The 17,486-nt window shown below is 64.8% G+C and carries 15 protein-coding genes; 3 read left to right on the forward strand and 12 right to left on the reverse strand.

Annotated elements, in window-relative coordinates:
* Window positions 1-48: 48 nt before the first annotated feature.
* From ACLEJP_RS00140 to ACLEJP_RS00160, 5 genes are all read right to left on the reverse strand, one after another.
* Window positions 49-1,197 (reverse strand): M14 family metallopeptidase, encoded by a 1,149-nt coding sequence (locus ACLEJP_RS00140; protein WP_440803415.1) that lies wholly within the window; start codon window positions 1,195-1,197, stop codon window positions 49-51.
* Between the two features lie 91 nt (window positions 1,198-1,288).
* Window positions 1,289-2,062 (reverse strand): AraC family transcriptional regulator, encoded by a 774-nt coding sequence (locus ACLEJP_RS00145; RefSeq protein WP_440803419.1) that lies wholly within the window; start codon window positions 2,060-2,062, stop codon window positions 1,289-1,291.
* A gap of 36 nt (window positions 2,063-2,098) precedes the next feature.
* Window positions 2,099-3,331, reverse strand: coding sequence for an MFS transporter (locus ACLEJP_RS00150; protein WP_440803421.1), 1,233 nt, complete (start codon window positions 3,329-3,331; stop codon window positions 2,099-2,101).
* Window positions 3,332-3,463: 132 nt separating this feature from the next.
* Window positions 3,464-3,697, reverse strand: coding sequence for a hypothetical protein (locus ACLEJP_RS00155; protein ID WP_440803423.1), 234 nt, complete (start codon window positions 3,695-3,697; stop codon window positions 3,464-3,466).
* Entirely contained in the window at window positions 3,687-4,469 is a 783-nt protein-coding gene (locus ACLEJP_RS00160) for an MlaA family lipoprotein (protein ID WP_440803425.1), read from the reverse strand. The genes ACLEJP_RS00155 and ACLEJP_RS00160 overlap by 11 nt, the downstream gene beginning before the upstream one ends.
* A 165-nt stretch (window positions 4,470-4,634) precedes the next feature.
* On the opposite strand from ACLEJP_RS00160, the gene ACLEJP_RS00165 reads away from it, so the two are divergent.
* Entirely contained in the window at window positions 4,635-5,357 is a 723-nt protein-coding gene (locus ACLEJP_RS00165) for a response regulator (RefSeq protein ID WP_440803427.1), read from the forward strand.
* Window positions 5,354-6,709: an ATP-binding protein gene (locus tag ACLEJP_RS00170; RefSeq protein ID WP_440803430.1), complete on the forward strand. Its 1,356-nt coding sequence runs from the start codon at window positions 5,354-5,356 to the stop codon at window positions 6,707-6,709. Before ACLEJP_RS00165 ends, ACLEJP_RS00170 begins: the two co-directional genes overlap by 4 nt.
* Here ACLEJP_RS00170 and ACLEJP_RS00175 read toward each other — a convergent pair whose 3' ends face one another.
* From ACLEJP_RS00175 to ACLEJP_RS00195, 5 genes are all read right to left on the reverse strand, one after another.
* Complete coding sequence (locus tag ACLEJP_RS00175) at window positions 6,710-7,174, reverse strand: nuclear transport factor 2 family protein (protein ID WP_440803433.1); 465 nt, start codon at window positions 7,172-7,174, stop codon at window positions 6,710-6,712.
* Between the two features lie 151 nt (window positions 7,175-7,325).
* Window positions 7,326-8,513 (reverse strand): MFS transporter, encoded by a 1,188-nt coding sequence (locus tag ACLEJP_RS00180; RefSeq protein WP_440803436.1) that lies wholly within the window; start codon window positions 8,511-8,513, stop codon window positions 7,326-7,328.
* Between the two features lie 5 nt (window positions 8,514-8,518).
* Entirely contained in the window at window positions 8,519-9,322 is an 804-nt protein-coding gene (dkgB, locus tag ACLEJP_RS00185; protein WP_440803438.1) for a 2,5-didehydrogluconate reductase DkgB, read from the reverse strand.
* Between the two features lie 239 nt (window positions 9,323-9,561).
* A complete protein-coding gene (locus tag ACLEJP_RS00190; protein ID WP_440803439.1) occupies window positions 9,562-10,056 on the reverse strand; it encodes a DUF934 domain-containing protein in 495 nt (164 codons plus the stop codon).
* The gene (locus ACLEJP_RS00195; protein ID WP_440803442.1) at window positions 10,040-11,692 is read right to left on the reverse strand and encodes a nitrite/sulfite reductase; all 1,653 of its coding nucleotides are present in this window, start codon (window positions 11,690-11,692) and stop codon (window positions 10,040-10,042) included. Before ACLEJP_RS00195 ends, ACLEJP_RS00190 begins: the two co-directional genes overlap by 17 nt.
* A 213-nt stretch (window positions 11,693-11,905) precedes the next feature.
* Between ACLEJP_RS00195 and ACLEJP_RS00200 the strand changes: the two genes are divergently transcribed.
* Window positions 11,906-12,982, forward strand: coding sequence for an ABC transporter substrate-binding protein (locus ACLEJP_RS00200; protein ID WP_440803444.1), 1,077 nt, complete (start codon window positions 11,906-11,908; stop codon window positions 12,980-12,982).
* A 288-nt stretch (window positions 12,983-13,270) separates the two neighbouring features.
* Here the strand turns inward: ACLEJP_RS00200 and ACLEJP_RS00205 are convergent, their stop codons facing one another.
* Both ACLEJP_RS00205 and metH read right to left on the reverse strand, forming a co-directional pair.
* Window positions 13,271-13,486: a DUF2970 domain-containing protein gene (locus ACLEJP_RS00205; RefSeq protein WP_003256398.1), complete on the reverse strand. Its 216-nt coding sequence runs from the start codon at window positions 13,484-13,486 to the stop codon at window positions 13,271-13,273.
* A 158-nt stretch (window positions 13,487-13,644) separates the two neighbouring features.
* Window positions 13,645-17,352 (reverse strand): methionine synthase, encoded by a 3,708-nt coding sequence (metH, locus tag ACLEJP_RS00210; protein WP_440803446.1) that lies wholly within the window; start codon window positions 17,350-17,352, stop codon window positions 13,645-13,647.
* Window positions 17,353-17,486: the final 134 nt, after the last annotated feature.

Raw genomic sequence — 17,486 nt, forward strand, 5'->3', positions numbered from 1 at the left:
GTGCCGGGCGAGACAGTTGCGCCGACAGCAACCGAGGTCAGGCACGGCTCAACGCAAATCGTCCACCATCTGTGCCAGGGTCTCCAGCACTGCCCCGGCCAGCGCCTTCGACCGTGCCCCCGACCACCCGCTGACCGGGTCGGGCGCGTCGTCGTGGTCCTTGAACGGCATTTCCAGGGTCAGCGACAGGCAGTCATGGGCCATCCCCACGGCATTGCAGGCCAGTGTCGTGTTGGCCTGCCCCGGCTCGTCACGGGTGTAGCCGTGCACGGTCTGGAAGTCACGGGTCAGGCTGCACAGGGTGCTGCGGAACTGCGCTTCCAGCTGCGCCAGCCGCGGCGTATAGCCCGGGTTGCCTTCGCAGGCCGCAGTGAACACATGGGGAATCTCTTCGTCGCCATGCACGTCGATGAACGCATCCACCCCGTATTGCTTCATCTGCGCCTGGGCGAAGAACACCTCGGGGCTGAACTCGACACTGGCGTCCTGCCAGGCGCGGTTGAGGTCCTTGCCCTTGAAGTTGGTGCGCAGGTGGCCGAGGAAGGCACCGTCGGGGTTCATGTTGGGGATCAGGTACAGGTCGGCCTTGGCCAGCAATTGGCGGATCACCGCGTCGTCGGCCTGCAGGCGGTCGATGACCCCTTCCATGAACCATTCGGCCATGTGTTCGCCCGGGTGTTGCTGGGCAATCAGCCACAGCTTGCGCTTGCCTGCGGCGCCATCGCCGGCACGCAGCAGGGGAATGTCGCGGCCCTGGACGCTGCGGCCGCTGGCCAGCAACTCGACCCCTGGCAGTTGCCGGGCACGTTCGATCAGCTGGTTGTGGCGGGCGCGTGAGTAGGGTTCGAAGTAGGCGAACCAGATTTGCGGCTGTTCGGCGGTTACCTCGAACGACAGCGCCGTGCCATCGTACTGGCTGGGTACGCGGAACCAGCTTTGCTGGTCGTAGGAGGCCACGGCGTTGTAACCGCTCCAGGCATTTTTGTAGGACGAGCCGGAGGCGTTGTCGAGGCTGAAGCGGTGGACCTGGCCTGGCGTCAGCCCGCTGACCTTGAAGTGGAACCACTGGTAGTGGCCGCTGTGGGTGTCGGGGCGAATGGCCAGGTGCACCCGGGCCGGGTTGCTGGCATCCAGTACCTGAATGTTGCCGGAGTCGAAATCGCAGTCGATCTGCAAGGGGGACAGCGTTGCGGTCATGTGCCGGGCTCCTTCTGGGCTTTGTTGTGAGCCTACTGTACACGCCATGACCGGGTTGCTGCGTGAGATCGTGCAATGTTTGTTTTGCCGGTCATTTGAAGAACTGGCTGGGCGTGGTGCCGAACTGGCGCTTGAACATGCTGGCGAAGGCGCTTGGGCTGTCATACCCCAGCGCCACCGCGACATCGATGATCCGCTCGCCCAGGGCGATCCGTTCCAGCGCCTGCATCAGCCGCGCCTGCTGGCGCCACTGGCCGAAGGTCATGCCGGTTTCCTTGCGGAACAGGCGCTGGATGGTCTTTTCATCCACCCCCAGTTGCAGGCCCCAGTCGGCCAAGGTGGCGTTATCGTCAGGGCGTTGCTGCAATGCCGCGCAGATCGCCCGCAGGCGCCTGTCGCCGGGCTGCGCCAGCTTCAGCGGCAGGGTGGGCAGCACGCAGATCTCATCGAGGATCAGGCGCATCACCCGGCCTTCGCGCGAGTCATCGGCAAACGGCGCCGCGAAGCCCACCGAGGCCTTGATCAGTTCGCTGAGCAACGGCGAGATGCTGATCGCCTTGCTCTGCCCGGGCAACTGAACGGCGGTGTCGGTGCGCACGAACACACTGCGCATCTTCACCTCGCCCACGCAGCGTATCGCGTGCACCTGGCCGCAGGGCATCCACACCCCGCGGCTGGGTGGCACGGTCCAGCGTTCATTGCCGGATTCGACGATCATCAGGCCTTTGATGGCATAGATCAGCTGATGCTTGGCATGGCTGTGCGGCTCGATGAACCAGTCGGTCGGGTAGTCGGTTGCGCGGCTACCCACTTCCCAGGTCCATTCATCGACCTCCACCAGCAATTCCTGCTGCGGTTTGAGCATTGCTACCTCGTGTTCAGGCTGCCGGGCCCGGCCACTTTAACAGCAGCGGGCGGGGCGGGCTTGCGAGCGGGTTGCCGGCAGCAGCGCAGTGGCCAGCCCCAGCAGCGGCAGGAACGCGATGGCCTGGTACACCCACTCGATGCCATGCCGGTCGGCCAGCTCGCCGAGCCCGGCGGCACCGATGCCGCTGATACCGAACATCAAGCCGAACATCACCCCCGACACCATGCCGACCCGGCCCGGCACGGCCTCCTGGGCATACACCACCAGGGCGGCGAAGGCCGATGACATCACCAGGCCGATCAGCACCGCGAGGACCGCCGTCCAGGCCAGGTTGGCGTGGGGCAGGGCGAGGGCGAAGGGGGCCACGCCAAGGAACGAGACCCAGATCACTGCCTTGCGCCCGATCCGGTCACCCACCGGGCCGCCGGCGAAGGTGCCCAGCGCCACCGCTGCGAGGAACACGAACAGGTACAGCTGGCTGTGCTGCACGCTCAGGCCGAAATGGTCGATCAGGTAGAAGGTGAAGAAGTTGGTGAACGAAGCGATGTAGACGAACTTGGCGAACATCAGCACGGCGATCACCGCCACCGCGCGCCACATGGCGCCACGTGCCAGCCCGGGCGGCTGCTGGCCGGCGAAGGTGTTGAGCCGGGTCTGGCCGTGGCTCATGGTCCAGCCGGTCACCCGCCACAGCACCCACACCGCCAGCGCAGCTGCCAGCATGAACCAGGCGATGGCGGGCTGGCCATGCGGAATGACGATGGCGGCGGTCAGCAGCGGGCCAAGCGCCGAGCCGGTGTTGCCGCCCACCTGGAAGGTCGATTGCGCAGTGCCGAAGCGGCCGCCGGAGGCCATCCGCGCCACCCGTGAGGCTTCCGGGTGGAAGGTGGCCGAGCCCACGCCGACCACTGCGGCGGCCACCAGCAGCATGGTGTAGCTGCCGGCGCAGGCGAGCAGGGCGATGCCCACCAGGGTCACCAGCATGCCAGCCGGCAGCAGGTAGGGTTGCGGGTGCTTGTCGGTGTACAGGCCGACCCAGGGTTGCAACAGCGAGGCGGTTACCTGGTAGACCAGGGCAATCCAGCCGACCTGGGCGAAGCTCAGCGCGAAATCGCTCTTGAGCATCGGGTAGATCGACGGCAGCACGGCCTGGATCAGGTCGTTGAGCAGATGGGCGAACGCGGCAGCGCCGACGATGCGGACCAGAAAGCCCTGGGGTCGGTCGGCAGGCGTGTTGGCGGCCATGGAGGCGGAGGGAATCGTCATGGGCGAAGTTCTTCTGTCGAAAGGGAGCAAGGCATTGCCAGAGGAGGGTAGCCAGCGCCCTGCTTGCCTGTCTCACGCCGAACGGGCAGCCACTGTCGCGTTTCGGACATTGCCCAATCCGCTGCGCTTCCTTCACGCTTCCTGGCGAGCCATCCAGCGCAGCAAGGTGGCAATCGGTACGCTGCGGTGAGCCTCGTGGCGGCAGGGTTTGCCGTCGCCGGTAAAGCGTTCCCGGTAGCGGCTCAGCACCAGGCTGCGGCCATCGGCAGACAGGCGGGCTTCCAGCTCATGCAGCAGCAGCGGCTGTCGGGCGGCGCCTTCCAGGCGCCTGAACAACAGCACGGCGGTTTGGCTATCAGTTGCCACGGCCACCCCCGGCACAATCGACCTGCCATGCGCCCGGCTCGCCGGCCTTGCCTTCTGCCACCCGGTTGCTGCGCCGTTGCGCGGTGTAGTCACGCAGCGCAACGTAGTAATCCGGCCAGGTGCGCAGCAGGTCGGTCAATGGCAGGGCTTCGGCCCGTGCGTCGACGATGCCACCCGCCGTGGCGACGTTGCCCAGGGTGGCGACGGTATCGCTGTTGCCGCCAAGCGGGTCCAGCGCCATGCCCAGTACCGTGCCGGTGGCATCGCGCAGGTTGTGTGAACCCAGCAGCGGCAGCTCGACGATCGGGCCATTGGCGATGTTCCACACGCCGAAGGTCTGGCCAAAGTCCGAACGGTGCTGGCTCAGCCCCATTTTCCCCGACACATCGACCAGCCCCGCCACACCCAGGGTGGTGTTGAAGATGAAGCGCGTGAGGCTGGTCATCGCCCGCTCGCCATTGCCCTGCAGCACATCGTTGACGAACACCTTGGGCTCGGCGAAGTTGCTGGCAAAATTGTGCAGGCCCTGGCGGGCGAAACCGGGCAGCGCTGCATAGCCCCGGGCGACGGGGGCCAGCAGGTAGTCATCGACGCTGCGGTTGAAGGCGAATACCGCGCGGTTGGCGGGTTCTGCCGGGTCGCTGAGCTGATAGGCGACGTTGCCGCACATCGCCGTGGCGGGAGCGCGTTGGCTGCAGCCGCCCGCGGCCAGCAGCGACAGGGCCAGCACGGCAGAGCGCGCTGAACGGGAGGCGGAAAATGAACGGGACATAGGTTGCTTCCTGGCAAGAACTGGCGGCGATGCTGCGCAGTTTTGTTTGCCGGGTGATGTCCGGAATGTCTCGGCGTCGACACTTTGTTACCGGGTTGAAATATATGACGGCTGGCGGGAGATGGCCTTAAAGTACCGCTGGATTTCTTGTTTTGGTGGGTTCCAGTGAGCCATTTGCTGATAGTCGACGACGATGTCGAAGTACTCGACCTGCTGCAGAAGTTTCTTCGCCAGCACGGTTACGAGGTGGACGTGGCCAGGGACGGCAAAGCGCTCTGGCAGGCCGTCGAACGGCGGGTGCCAGACCTGGTGATTCTCGACGTGATGCTGCCGGGTGATAGCGGCCTGGTGCTGTGCCAGCGCTTGCTGGCCGAGCACAAGGTGGCGGTGATCATGCTCACCGCCATGGGCGAGCTGAGTGACCGGGTGGTGGGCCTGGAGCTGGGCGCGGATGACTACCTGACCAAGCCGTTCGCCGCGCGTGAATTGCTGGCGCGGGTCAGGGCAGTGCTGCGGCGTGCCGGCGAAGCGGCTGGTCGCGCAGCCGCTGGCGCCGCGGGCCATGCCTGCGCGATCCTCGAGTTTGCCGGCTGGCGGCTGGACGTGGTGCGGCGCGAATTGCGTTCGCCGGCCAACGTCATGATCCCCTTGTCCAACGGTGAATTCGAACTGTTGCTGGTGTTCGCCGAGCATCCGCGCCGGGTGCTCAGCCGCCAGCAGTTGCTGGACCTGGCCCGTGGCGATGCCTACGAGGCCTATGACCGCAGCGTTGACGTCCAGGTGAGCCGGCTGCGCCGCAAGCTTGAAAGCGAGCACGGCCACGAGCCCTTGATCCGCACCTTGCGCAACGCCGGTTACCTGTTCACGCCCACGGTCGCCAGGCGATGAGCCTGCTTGCCCGGGTTCGCCAGGCCCTGCCACGGCCGAAGATCACCATTGCCCGCTGGATCGCGCTGACCACCCTGACGGCGATGCTCTTCCTGTTGCTGCTCAAAGGCCTGTTCAGCCTGCTGCTGAGTGTCTGGGCGCAGCCACCGCTGCTGGAAAGCGGCGTGATCGAAAAGGTCGCAGCGGTTACCCGCATTCTCGATGTCGCGTCCTTGGCAGAGCGGGCCAGCATCGCCAGCGCGGCGGGCGACGGCAGCTACTCGGTGCGCTGGTTACGCCGCCATGACGAAGCCGGCGTGCCCGCGCTGGTCGATGCCGAGTTCAGCGAGGGCACGCCTATCCTGCGCGCGCTGCTCAAGCGCCCGGATGCCAGGATCGAAGCCTTCGAACCGTCCGACATGCCGGAATACGCACCTGAGCGTGGCTATGCGCTGATGATCGAGCTGAGCGACAAGTCCTGGGTGCTGTTCCGCGCCACTGCCCGCAGCTGGGGGCTGGATGAGCTGCCACGCAACCTGATCATCCTGACCCTGATGCTGCTCTCCAGCCTTGCCGTTGCCTTGCTGGCCACGCGCTACCTGGCCAAGCCGCTGGAGCGTTTTGCCGAAGGCGCACGGCGTTTTGGCAAGGACTTCAACGCGCCACCGATTCCGGTGGTCGGCCCGCACGACCTGCGCCAGGCGATTCTTGCGTTCAACGCCACCCAGGCGCAGCTCAAGCACTTTCTCAACGACCGCACCCAGATGCTTGCGGCCATTTCCCATGACTTGCGTGCGCCCTTGACGCGCATGCGTTTGCGCGCCGAGTTCATTGATGATGCCCAACTGCAGGCCAGGCTGTTCAAGGATGTTGACGAGATGCAGGCGATGGTCGAAGCGGCGCTGGCGTTTTTCCGCGACGATGCGCGGCTGGAGCAGGCCACCGTGTTCGACCTGGGCGAGTTGCTGTCGACCGTGGTGGACGATTTCAGGGATGCCGGCGTGGAGGTGGGGCTGAGCGGGCCACGTCGTTGCGTGTACGAGGGGCGGCCGATGGGTATCAGGCGGGTGCTGGTCAACCTGATCGACAATGCCGCGAAGTATGGCCGTGACCCCACAGTGTCGCTGGCGCTAGGTACCGGGCAGATCGAAATCAGCGTGCAGGACCGTGGCCCGGGTATCGCGCCGGAGCTGCACGAGCAGGTGTTCGCGCCGTTCTACCGCATCGAAGGCTCGCGCAACCGTAATACCGGTGGCGTCGGGCTGGGCCTGCCGGCAGCACGGGCCATCGTGCTGGAGCAGGGCGGCAGCGTGACCTTGGGCAACCGCCCAGGGGGTGGCCTGGAAGTCAGGGTCACGCTGCCGACAGGCTGATCAGAGCCCCAGCTCGCTGAGCCCGGGGTGATCATCCGGGCGCCGGCCCAATGGCCAGTGGAACTTGCGCTCGGCTTCGCTGATGGGCTGTTCGTTGATGCTCGAATGGCGGTTCTGCATCAGCCCGTCGTCGGCGAATTCCCAGTTTTCGTTGCCATAGGCGCGGTACCACTGGCCGCTGTCGTCGTGGTACTCGTAGGCATAACGCACGGCAATGCGGTTACCGGTGAAGGCCCACAACTCCTTGATCAGGCGGTACTCCAGTTCGCGGTTCCATTTGCGCGTCAGGAAGGCTTCGACCTCGGCGCGGCCGCGGGGGAACTCGACGCGGTTGCGCCACACGGTGTCGACGGTATAGGCAAGCGCGACCTTGGCCGCGTCGCGGCTGTTCCAGCCATCCTCGGCCAGGCGGACCTTTTCGATGGCGCTTGCGTGGGTGAAGGGCGGCAGGGGTGGGCGGGACATGGGCTACTCCTCGGTTCGATTGGCTGGTGAGGAGCTTAGCCGCCGCTGCGTGGCCAGAGAATGGATGTGCCTGGCACTTCTTAATTGCATTGCCTGGAACAATGCCTGGCTGCCAGGCCAGGCACAGTCCCGCTTCTGCAGGTGGTCGCGATCAGGCCGCGTCGGCAGCGGTGTTTTCGACCGCCTTGCGGCGCCCGCCCAGCCAAACCAGCAGCAGCCCGGCTGCCGCGAGCACGCCCCCGGCCATTGGCACCGCCGCATAACCCAGGTTCAGGCTGATCACCGCACCACCCAGCGCAGCGCCCAGGGCGTTACCCAGGTTGAACGCACCGACGTTGATCGACGACGCCAGCCCCGGTGCCTCGATGGCCGCGATCATCACCCGCATCTGCAGTGGTGGCACCACGGCAAAGGTGAACATGCCCCACACCAGCAAGACCAGGGCGGCGCCGATATGGCTGCCCAGCACCAGCGGCATCAGCAGCATGATGGCCGCCAGCGCTGCGAGGAAGATCCGCGCTGCACCGTCCAGCGACCAGTCGGCCAGGCGCCCGCCCAGGCTGTTGCCCAGGGTGAAGCCCACACCGATCAGCACCAGGCCGAGGGTGACGAAGCTGTCCGAAGCGCCGGTCAGTTCGGCCAGCACCGGGGCGACGTAGGTGTACAAGGTGAACATGGCACCGGCGCCAAGCACCGTGGTGGCCATCGCCAGCAATACGCTGGGGCGGGCGATGACCGCCAGCTCCTTGCGCACATGCGGCACGCTGCCGCGCTCACCCTTGGGCAGGGCGAACCACAGTGCGGCCATGGCCAGCAGGCCCAGTGCGGCGGTGCCGGCAAAGGCCATGCGCCAGCCGACCTGCTGGCCGACCCAGGTGGCCGCCGGTACGCCGCCGATGTTGGCAATGGTCAGGCCCATGAACATGGTCGCCACGGCACTGGCCTGTTTCTCCTTGGGCACCACGCTGGCCGCCACCACCGCGCCAAGGCCGAAGAACGCGCCGTGGTTGAGGCTGGTGACCAGCCGCGAGGCGAGCAGGGTGTAATAGTCCGGTGCCAACGACGACAGCAGGTTGCCCAGGGTGAAGATGGCCATCAGCGCCATCAGCGCTGCGCGCTTGCCGAAACGGCTGAACAGTAACGTCATGACCGGGGCGCCGACCATCACGCCAATGGCATAGGCGGTGATCAGCATGCCGGCACTGGGGATGCTCACCTCGACACCCTGGGCGATCACTGGCAGCAGGCCCATCGGGGTGAACTCGGTGGTGCCGATGCCGAAGGCGCCGATGGCCAGGGCGAAGAGTACCCGGCCGCTTTTCATGGCTTGAGAGGTCATGGCGATCAATCCCAGGCTGGGGCCAGGCCGTCGGGGCTGACTTCGCGGCCATTGCGTTCCAGCCCGGCAATCCGGGCCATGTCTTCGGCGTCCAGCTTGAGGCTCTGGGCGAGCAGGTTGCTGGCCAGGTTCTCGCGCTTGGTCGACGACGGGATCACCGCGTAGCCCTGCTGCAGGGCCCAGGCCAGGGCAACCTGGGCGACCGTGGCCTTGTGCCTGGCGGCGATGTCGGCCAGGACCGGGTCTTTCAGGACCTTGCCGTAGGCCAGCGTCATGTACGAGGTGACGGTAATGCCCTGCTCCTTGAGGAATGCAGCCAGCTTGCCGTTCTGCAGGTACGGGCTGAGCTCGATCTGGTTGGTCGCGATCTGGCCCTTGCCGACCACGTCGATGGCCTGGCGGGTCAGCTCGATGTTGAAGTTGGACACCCCGATCTGGCGGGTCAGGCCCAGCGCCTTGGCTTCGGCCAGGGCGGCCATGTACTCGGGCAGCTCAACGCCGTTGCCCGGGGCTGGCCAGTGGATCAGCAGCAGGTCGACATGGTCGGTACGCAATTTCTGCAAGCTGTCGCGCAGGCTGGGGATCAGTTTGTCGGCCGCGTAGTTGGCTACCCAGATCTTGGTGGTGATGAACAGCTCGCTGCGCGGCACGCCGCTTTCGGCGATGGCCTGGCCGACTTCAGCTTCGTTGTTGTAGATCTGTGCGGTGTCGATGACCCGATAGCCCAGTTCCAGGGCTGCCTTGACCGAATCGATGACGGTCTGGCCGGTGAGACGGAAGGTGCCGAGGCCGAAGGATGGAATGCTCATGTTCTGTTCCTGGTGAGTGAGGTGGGGCCGGACCGAGCCTGTGCGCCCGGTTCGATCGCTCTTCATGTGGGGAGCAGTGTGCGGGTTTGTAGCGGATTGATTAAGGTGGGGCGCGGCCAAGGTCCTTTGACCGAGATGCAAGAATAGGCCGTTGTGCTGTGACTGTTGCCAGGGGAATGCTGGCACCGAAACGCAACGGCCCGCCAGGAAGGAGGGCCGTCTGGTACAGCCGGGGACGGTCAGCGGCGGCGGAACAGCGGCAGCGGCTCGTCGGCGGCGGCCTGGTAGGTCACCGAGAAGTCCTTCAGGCTTTGCAGCGCGTCTTCCGGGTCCTTGTCGGCACGGATGGCGAACGCATCGAAGCCGCAGCGGGCCATGAAGAACAGCTGGTCGCGCAGCACGTCACCAATCGCACGCAGCTCGCCCTTGTAGCCGTAGCGGTCACGCAGCAGGCGTGCATTGGAGTAGCTGCGCCCGTCGGTGAAGGCCGGGAAGTTCAGCGCGATGACCTGGAAGTGTTGCACGTCGTCGCCAATTTCTTCCGCTTCCTCGTCACTGTCCAGCCACACACCCAGGCCACCGTCGCGGGCTTTCAGGGCATGGGCATGGTCGCGCCACATCTGCAGCGGGACGATATAGTCGTCGCAGTTGGTCAGCTCGTCGAACGAGGTGTCCTTGGGCAGCAGGTGCCAGGTTTCGTCGACGATCTGGTTGTTCTTAATGATTCGCTGCATAGACGCGTTCCTTGAAGGGGTCGATGCCGATACGCTGGTAGGTGTCGATGAAACGCTCTTCCTCGGTACGTTGCTCGACGTACACGGCGATCAGCTTCTCGATCACATCGGCCATGTCGTCCTGGGCGAAGGACGGGCCGAGGATCTTGCCCAGGCTCGCGCCACGCGCGGCATTGCCGCCCAGCGATACCTGGTAGAACTCCTCGCCCTTCTTGTCCACGCCGAGGATGCCGATGTGGCCCACGTGGTGGTGGCCGCAGGCGTTCATGCAGCCGGAAATGTTCAGGTCGATCTCGCCGATGTCGAACAGGTAGTCCAGGTCGTCGAAGCGGCGCTGGATGGACTCGGCGATCGGGATCGACTTGGCGTTGGCCAGCGAGCAGTAGTCACCACCCGGGCAGCAGATGATGTCGGTCAGCAGGCCGATGTTCGGGGTGGCGAAGCCGGCTTCGCGCAGCTCCAGCCACAGCGCGTGCAGCTGGCGCTGCTCGACGTCGGCGAGAATGATGTTCTGCTCGTGCGAGGTGCGCAGGAAGCCGAAGCTGTAGCGTTCGGCCAGGTCGGCCACGGCGTCCAGCTGCTTGTCGGTCAGGTCGCCCGGGGCAACGCCGGTGGGCTTCAGCGACAAGGTCACGGCCACGTAGCCCGGGCGCTTGTGGGCGCGGGTATTGCGCGAACGCCAACGGGCAAAGCCTGGGTATTCGGCATCCAGGGCGCTGTAGTCGACGTTGTCCAGGGCCAGGTAGTCCGGGTCGACGAAGTGCCGCGAAACGCGCTGGACTTCGGCTTCGGTCAGGGTGGTGCTGCCGCCGCGCAGGTGGACCATTTCGGCCTCGACCTTCTCGGCGAACACTTCCGGGGTAAGGGCCTTGACCAGGATCTTGATGCGCGCCTTGTACTTGTTGTCACGGCGGCCGTAACGGTTGTACACGCGCAGGATGGCATCGAGGTAGCTGATCAGGTCCTGCCAGGGCAGGAACTCGTTGATGAACGAGCCGACTACCGGCGTACGGCCCAGGCCACCGCCGACCAGGACGCGGAAGCCCAGTTCGCCAGTGGCATTGCGCACCGGCTCGAGGCCGATGTCGTGCACCTCGATGGCGGCGCGGTCTTCCTGCGAGCCGTTGATGGCAATCTTGAACTTGCGCGGCAGGTAGGCGAATTCCGGGTGGAAGGTGGTCCACTGGCGGACGATTTCACACCACGGGCGCGGGTCGATGATTTCGTCCGCAGCGACACCGGCGAACTGGTCGGTGGTGGTGTTGCGCAGGCAGTTGCCGCTGGTCTGGATCGCATGCATCTGCACGGTGGCCAGCTCGGCGAGGATGTCCGGGACGTCTTCCAGCGCCGGCCAGTTGAACTGTACGTTCTGGCGGGTGGAGATGTGGGCGTAGCCCTTGTCGTAATCGCGGGCGATCTTGGCCAGGGTGCGGACCTGGCGGGCGTTCAACTGGCCGTACGGCACGGCGACACGCAGCATCGGTGCGAAACGTTGGATGTAAAGGCCGTTCTGCAGGCGCAGAGGGCGGAATTCTTCTTCGCTCAGTTCCCCGGCCAGGTAGCGGCGGGTCTGATCACGGAACTGCTTGACGCGGTCCTCGATGATCCGCTGATCGTACTCGTCGTATACGTACATAAAAGTCCTGTCTCAGGCATGCAGCTATTCGCGCGCACGGCCGCGCACTCCGGTTCGGAGCCGGGGAACGATAGCAGGTTGCGTTTATGCGCTAAAGTGATGTTTTTGCATATGAAAAGAACCAAACGGACTATGTGAGATTGACTGCCATTTGTGCGCTGGCCGTGGCCCGGCGTTTATAATCCGCTGTTTGCTTCGCAGGGTTTTCTCCCCATGCTCAAGGCGTTATGCCAAAGCTTGTGTCTTGTCTTGCCGTTGACGGCCACAGCGCAACCGGCTTCGGTGGTATTTCTCAACCCGGGGTTGTCCTCCGAGACGTTCTGGACCAGTTATACCCGTTTCATGCAGGCCGCCGCAGACGAGCTGGGCATGACCTTGCGCGTGGAATACAGCGAGCGCCGTGCCGACCTGGCACTGAGCCGCGCGAGGGCGATCCTGAGCGGGCCGCAGCGGCCGGACTACCTGGTGCTGGTCAACGAGCAGTATGTAGCCCCGGAAATCATGCGCCTGTCGCGTGGCACCGGGGTCAAGCTGTTCCTGGTCAACAACGGCCTGACCGCCAGCCAGGCAACCAGTATCGAGGCCCAGCCCGACAAGTATGCCGAGCCCCTGGGTACCTTGGTCAGCAACGACGAGCAGGCCGGCTTCCAGATGTTGCAGCAGATGGCCGCGCAACTGCCCCGTGACAGCGGGCCGGTGGACCTGGTGGCCTTCGCCGGGGTCAAGACCACGCCGGCCTCGCAGTTGCGCGTACAGGGCATGCGTCGGGCCCTGGCCGATCATCCCCAGGTGCGCCTGCGCCAGGTGGTGTATGGCGGCTGGAACCGTCAGCGTGCCTACGAGCAGGCGCGGCAACTGCTGGAGCGCTACCCGGGCACGCGCCTGGTGTGGGCGGCCAATGACGAGATGGCCTTTGGCGCCATGCAGGCATTCGAGCAGGCAGGCCGCCGACCGGGGCATGACGTATTGTTCGCCGCCGTGAACGCTTCGCCCGAGGCCTTGCGCGCGCGTATCGACGGGCGCCTGAGCGTGCTGATGGGCGGGCATTTCACCCTCGGCGGTTGGGCCATGGTGCTGCTGCACGATGACGCCCAGGGGCTGCCGGTGAACCGCGACGGCCTGCGCGTGCACAGCGTGCCGGTGCTGCAGCTGATCGACCAGGCCAAGGCAAGGCACTGGCTGCAACTGCAGGAACGGGCCGACTACGGCGTCGATTTCCAGCAGTACAGCGCCGAAGGGCGTCCGGCCAGCTACCAGTACCCGTTTCTGCTGTCGCCGATCGATTATTGAAAGACCCTGCTTGAGCGAAGGGCATTGCTCGTCTTAACTGCTGGTGTGAAGTGCATTCCCATAACCACTACAAGAGGCAATGCAATGGGAAACTCAACCAAGGTCCGTAAAGCTGACAGCAGTGTCGATGCCTGGGCGATCCTCTGCCTGATCGTCCTGGTGGTGGTCACCGCCGTGTATTGGGTCAGCCACCAGTAGACTTGTCTTCAAGACCATGATGCAGCCAGGGCGCCTGCGGGAGGGAATCCCGCAGGCGCTTCATCGCGCCAGCGAACAGAGCGCTGGCGGCTAGCGGGCAAGGTGCAGGGCCAGTTGCACCAGGCCGATCAATACGGCAATGAACACCAGGGTGAACAGCGTCCCCAGCGCAATGAAATGGCTGGCCTTGCCGTGGGTGAAGTCGCGGGCGCGGTTCTTGCCGCTTTGTACGCCGAAGGCGGCGGCGAGGATGCTGTGCAGCATCTGCCAGAAGGTTGGGGGTTTGCCCTGGCTGGAATCGTCCATGGTGGCTCCTGGGGAATCAGAGGCAATCAGGGACAGTGTAGGTAGCTATTGGAGCTGCTGCGCAGCCCGTCGTGACACAAGGCCGCGCCTGCCAGGGCTTGCATGTTCCTGCAGGCGCGGCCTTGTGTCGCGATGGGCCGCAAGGCGGCCCAGAGGACTTAGCTGTCGTAGCCGAGGTTGGGCGCCAGCCAGCGCTCGCTCACGCTGATGTCCTGGCCTTTGCGCGCGCTGTAGTTCTCGATCTGGTCGCGGTCGACCTTGCCCACGGCAAAGTACTGCGCCTGCGGGTGGGCAAAGTACCAGCCGCTGACGGCCGCCGCCGGGAACATCGCGAAGTGTTCGGTGAGGAACACGCCGCTCGGCCCGGTTTCGCCGATGGCCGTGCCGTCCAGCAGGCGGAACAGGGTCTCCTTCTCGGTGTGGTCCGGGCAGGCCGGGTAGCCCGGTGCCGGGCGAATGCCGCGGTACTGCTCCTTGATCAGCGCCTCGTTGTCGAGGTGCTCGTCGCGGGCATAGCCCCAGTGTTCCTTGCGCACCTGCTCGTGCAGCCATTCGGCACAGGCTTCGGCCAGGCGGTCAGCCAGGGCCTTGACCATGATCGAGCTGTAGTCGTCACCCTTGTCCTGATAGGCCTTGGCCACTTCCTCGGCACCGATGCCGGCGGTGGTGATGAAACCGCCGACATAATCGGTGACACCGCTGGCCTTCGGCGCGACGAAGTCGGCCAGCGACCAGTTGGGCTTGCCGTCCGGCTTGATGGTCTGCTGACGCAGGTGATGCAGGGTAGCCAGGGCCTGGCCGTCGTCGCCGTACACTTCGATATCGTCATCGCCCACCTGGTTGGCCGGCCAGAAGCCGAACACCGCACGGGCGCTGATCAGCTTTTCATCGATCAGCTTGTCGAGCATCTCGCGCGCATCCTGGTACAGCGCCGTGGCCGCCTCGCCAACCACCTCGTCGGTGAGAATGCGCGGGAACTTGCCGGCCAGGTCCCAGGAAATGAAGAACGGCGTCCAGTCGATGTATTCGGCCAGGGTGCGCAGGTCGATGTTCTCCAGCACCTTGACGCCGGTGAAGGAGGGCACTGCCGGTTGGTAGCCGGCCCAGTCGTATTGCGGCTTGGCTGCAATGGCCTGGGCGTAGCTCAGGCGTTCGGTGCGGGCACTGCGGTTGGCCGTGCGCTCGCGCACTTGCTCGTATTCCTCGCGGGTCTTCTCGACGAAGCCCGCTTTCAGCTCCTTGGACAGCAACTGGGTGGCAACGCCCACGGCACGTGAAGCGTCGGTGACATAGACCACCGCATCGTTGCTGTACTTGGGTTCGATCTTGACGGCGGTGTGCGCCTTGGAGGTGGTGGCGCCGCCGATCATCAACGGCAGGTTGAAGCCCTGGCGCTGCATTTCGCGGGCCACGTGGACCATCTCGTCGAGGGACGGCGTGATCAGGCCGGACAGGCCGATGATGTCGCACTTCTGCTCGCGGGCGGTTTGCAGGATCTTCTCGGCCGGTACCATCACGCCAAGGTCGACGATGTCATAGCCGTTGCAGCCCAGCACCACGCCGACGATGTTCTTGCCGATATCGTGTACGTCGCCTTTTACCGTGGCCATCAGGATCTTGCCCTTGGCCTCCGGCTTGTCGCCTTTCTCGGCTTCGATGAACGGAATCAGGTGGGCCACCGCCTGTTTCATCACGCGGGCCGACTTGACCACCTGCGGCAGGAACATCTTGCCCGCACCGAACAGGTCGCCGACCACGTTCATGCCGCTCATCAGCGGGCCTTCGATCACCTCGATTGGGCGCGCGCACTGCTGGCGGCATTCCTCGGTGTCTTCGACGATGAACGCGGTGATGCCCTTCACCAGCGCATGCTCCAGGCGTTTTTCCACCGGCAGCGAGCGCCACTCTTCGTTTTCCACTTCACGGGTTGCGCCGCCGCCCTTGTAGTCGTCGGCGATGGCCAGCAGTGCATCGGTGCCATGCGCGGTGCGGTTGAGCACGACGTCCTCGACCTTTTCCCGCAGCTCGGCGGGGATCTCGTCGTAGATCTCCAGCTGGCCGGCGTTGACGATACCCATGGTCAGGCCGTTCTGGATCGCGTGGTACAGGAATACCGAGTGGATCGCTTCACGCACCGGGTTGTTGCCACGGAACGAGAACGACACGTTGGACACGCCGCCCGAACTCAGTGCGTACGGCAGGTGGTCGCGGATGTAGGCACAGGCCTCGATGAAATCGACGGCGTAGTTGTTGTGCTCCTCGATACCGGTGGCGACGGCGAAGATGTTCGGGTCGAAGATGATGTCTTCCGGCGGGAAGCCCACCTCGTTGACCAGGATGTCATAGCTGCGCTGGCAGATTTCCTTCTTGCGTGCGGCGGTATCGGCCTGGCCGACCTCGTCGAACGCCATCACCACCACCGCGGCGCCATAGCGCTTGCACAGGCGGGCATGGTGCTTGAACTGCTCGACGCCTTCCTTCATGGAGATCGAGTTGACGATGCCCTTGCCCTGGATGCACTTGAGGCCCGCTTCGATCACCTCCCACTTGGACGAGTCGATCATGATCGGCACGCGCGAGATATCGGGCTCGCCAGCGATCAGGTTGAGGAAGCGGACCATGGCGGCCTGGGAGTCGAGCATCCCTTCGTCCATGTTGATGTCGATCACCTGGGCACCGGCCTCGACCTGCTGCAGGGCAACTTCCAGGGCTTCGGTGTAGTTCTCTTCACGGATCAGCCGGGCGAACTTGGCGGAGCCGGTGATGTTGGTGCGCTCGCCGACGTTGACGAACAGCGACTGGCGGTCGATGGTGAACGGTTCCAGGCCTGACAGGCGGCAGGCCTTGGCGATCTGTGGAATCTTGCGCGGCGGGTACTTGGCCACGGCCTCGGCGATGGCCTGGATGTGCCCTGGCGTGGTGCCACAGCAACCGCCGATGATGTTGAGGAAGCCGCTGGCGGCGAACTCTTCGACCACGGCGGCCATTTCCGCCGGGGTCTCGTCGTATTCGCCGAAGGCGTTGGGCAGGCCGGCGTTGGGGTGGGCCGAGACGTGGGTGTCGGCCTTGGTCGCCAGCTCTTCCAGGTACGGGCGCAGGTCCTTGGCGCCGAGGGCGCAGTTCAGGCCCACGGAAATCGGCTTGGCATGGCGAACCGAGTTCCAGAATGCCTCGGTGGTCTGCCCCGACAGCGTGCGCCCGGAGGCGTCGGTGATGGTACCGGAGATCATGATCGGCAGTTCGATACCGTCTTCTTCGAACACCTGCTGCACGGCGAAGATCGCCGCCTTGGCGTTGAGGGTGTCGAAGATGGTCTCGATCAGCAGCAGGTCGGCGCCGCCCTCGATCAGGCCGCGGGTGGCCTCGATGTAGTTGGCCACCAGTTCGTCGAAGGTGACGTTGCGGTAGCCAGGGTCGTTGACGTCCGGGGAAATCGAGCAGGTGCGGCTGGTCGGGCCGAGCACGCCGGCGACGAAGCGCGGCTTGTGCGGGGTTTCCAGGGTCTTGGCGTCGGCCACCTGGCGGGCGATGCGTGCGCCTTCGACGTTCAGCTCGTACACCAGCGCTTCCATGCCGTAGTCGGCCTGGGAGATCTGCGTGGCGTTGAAGGTGTTGGTTTCGAGGATATCGGCCCCGGCATCCAGGTAGGCCTTCTCGATAGCGGCGATCACATCGGGGCGGCTGAGCAGCAGCAGGTCGTTGTTGCCTTTGACATCGCTTGGCCAATCGGCGAAGCGCGTGCCACGATAGTCGTGTTCCTCGAGCCGGTAGCTTTGGATCATAGTACCCATGCCGCCGTCGAGGATCAGGATGCGCTCTTCGAGGGCGTTCTGGAGTGCTTGGAGACGAGCGCTACGGTCGGACATAGGAACTACCTGGTCGGGCAAATTTCAGAAGGTGCCGAATCATAACAAAGCTGCGCGGTTTTTAGGCATGTCGCCCATTTGCATGAAAACTGCTCATGTTGGGCAGGCCTGCAGGCAGCGCATCCAAGGACGAT

Origin of the sequence: Pseudomonas sp. SMV7 (assembly GCF_052041995.1) — a bacterium.
Lineage (GTDB): Bacteria > Pseudomonadota > Gammaproteobacteria > Pseudomonadales > Pseudomonadaceae > Aquipseudomonas.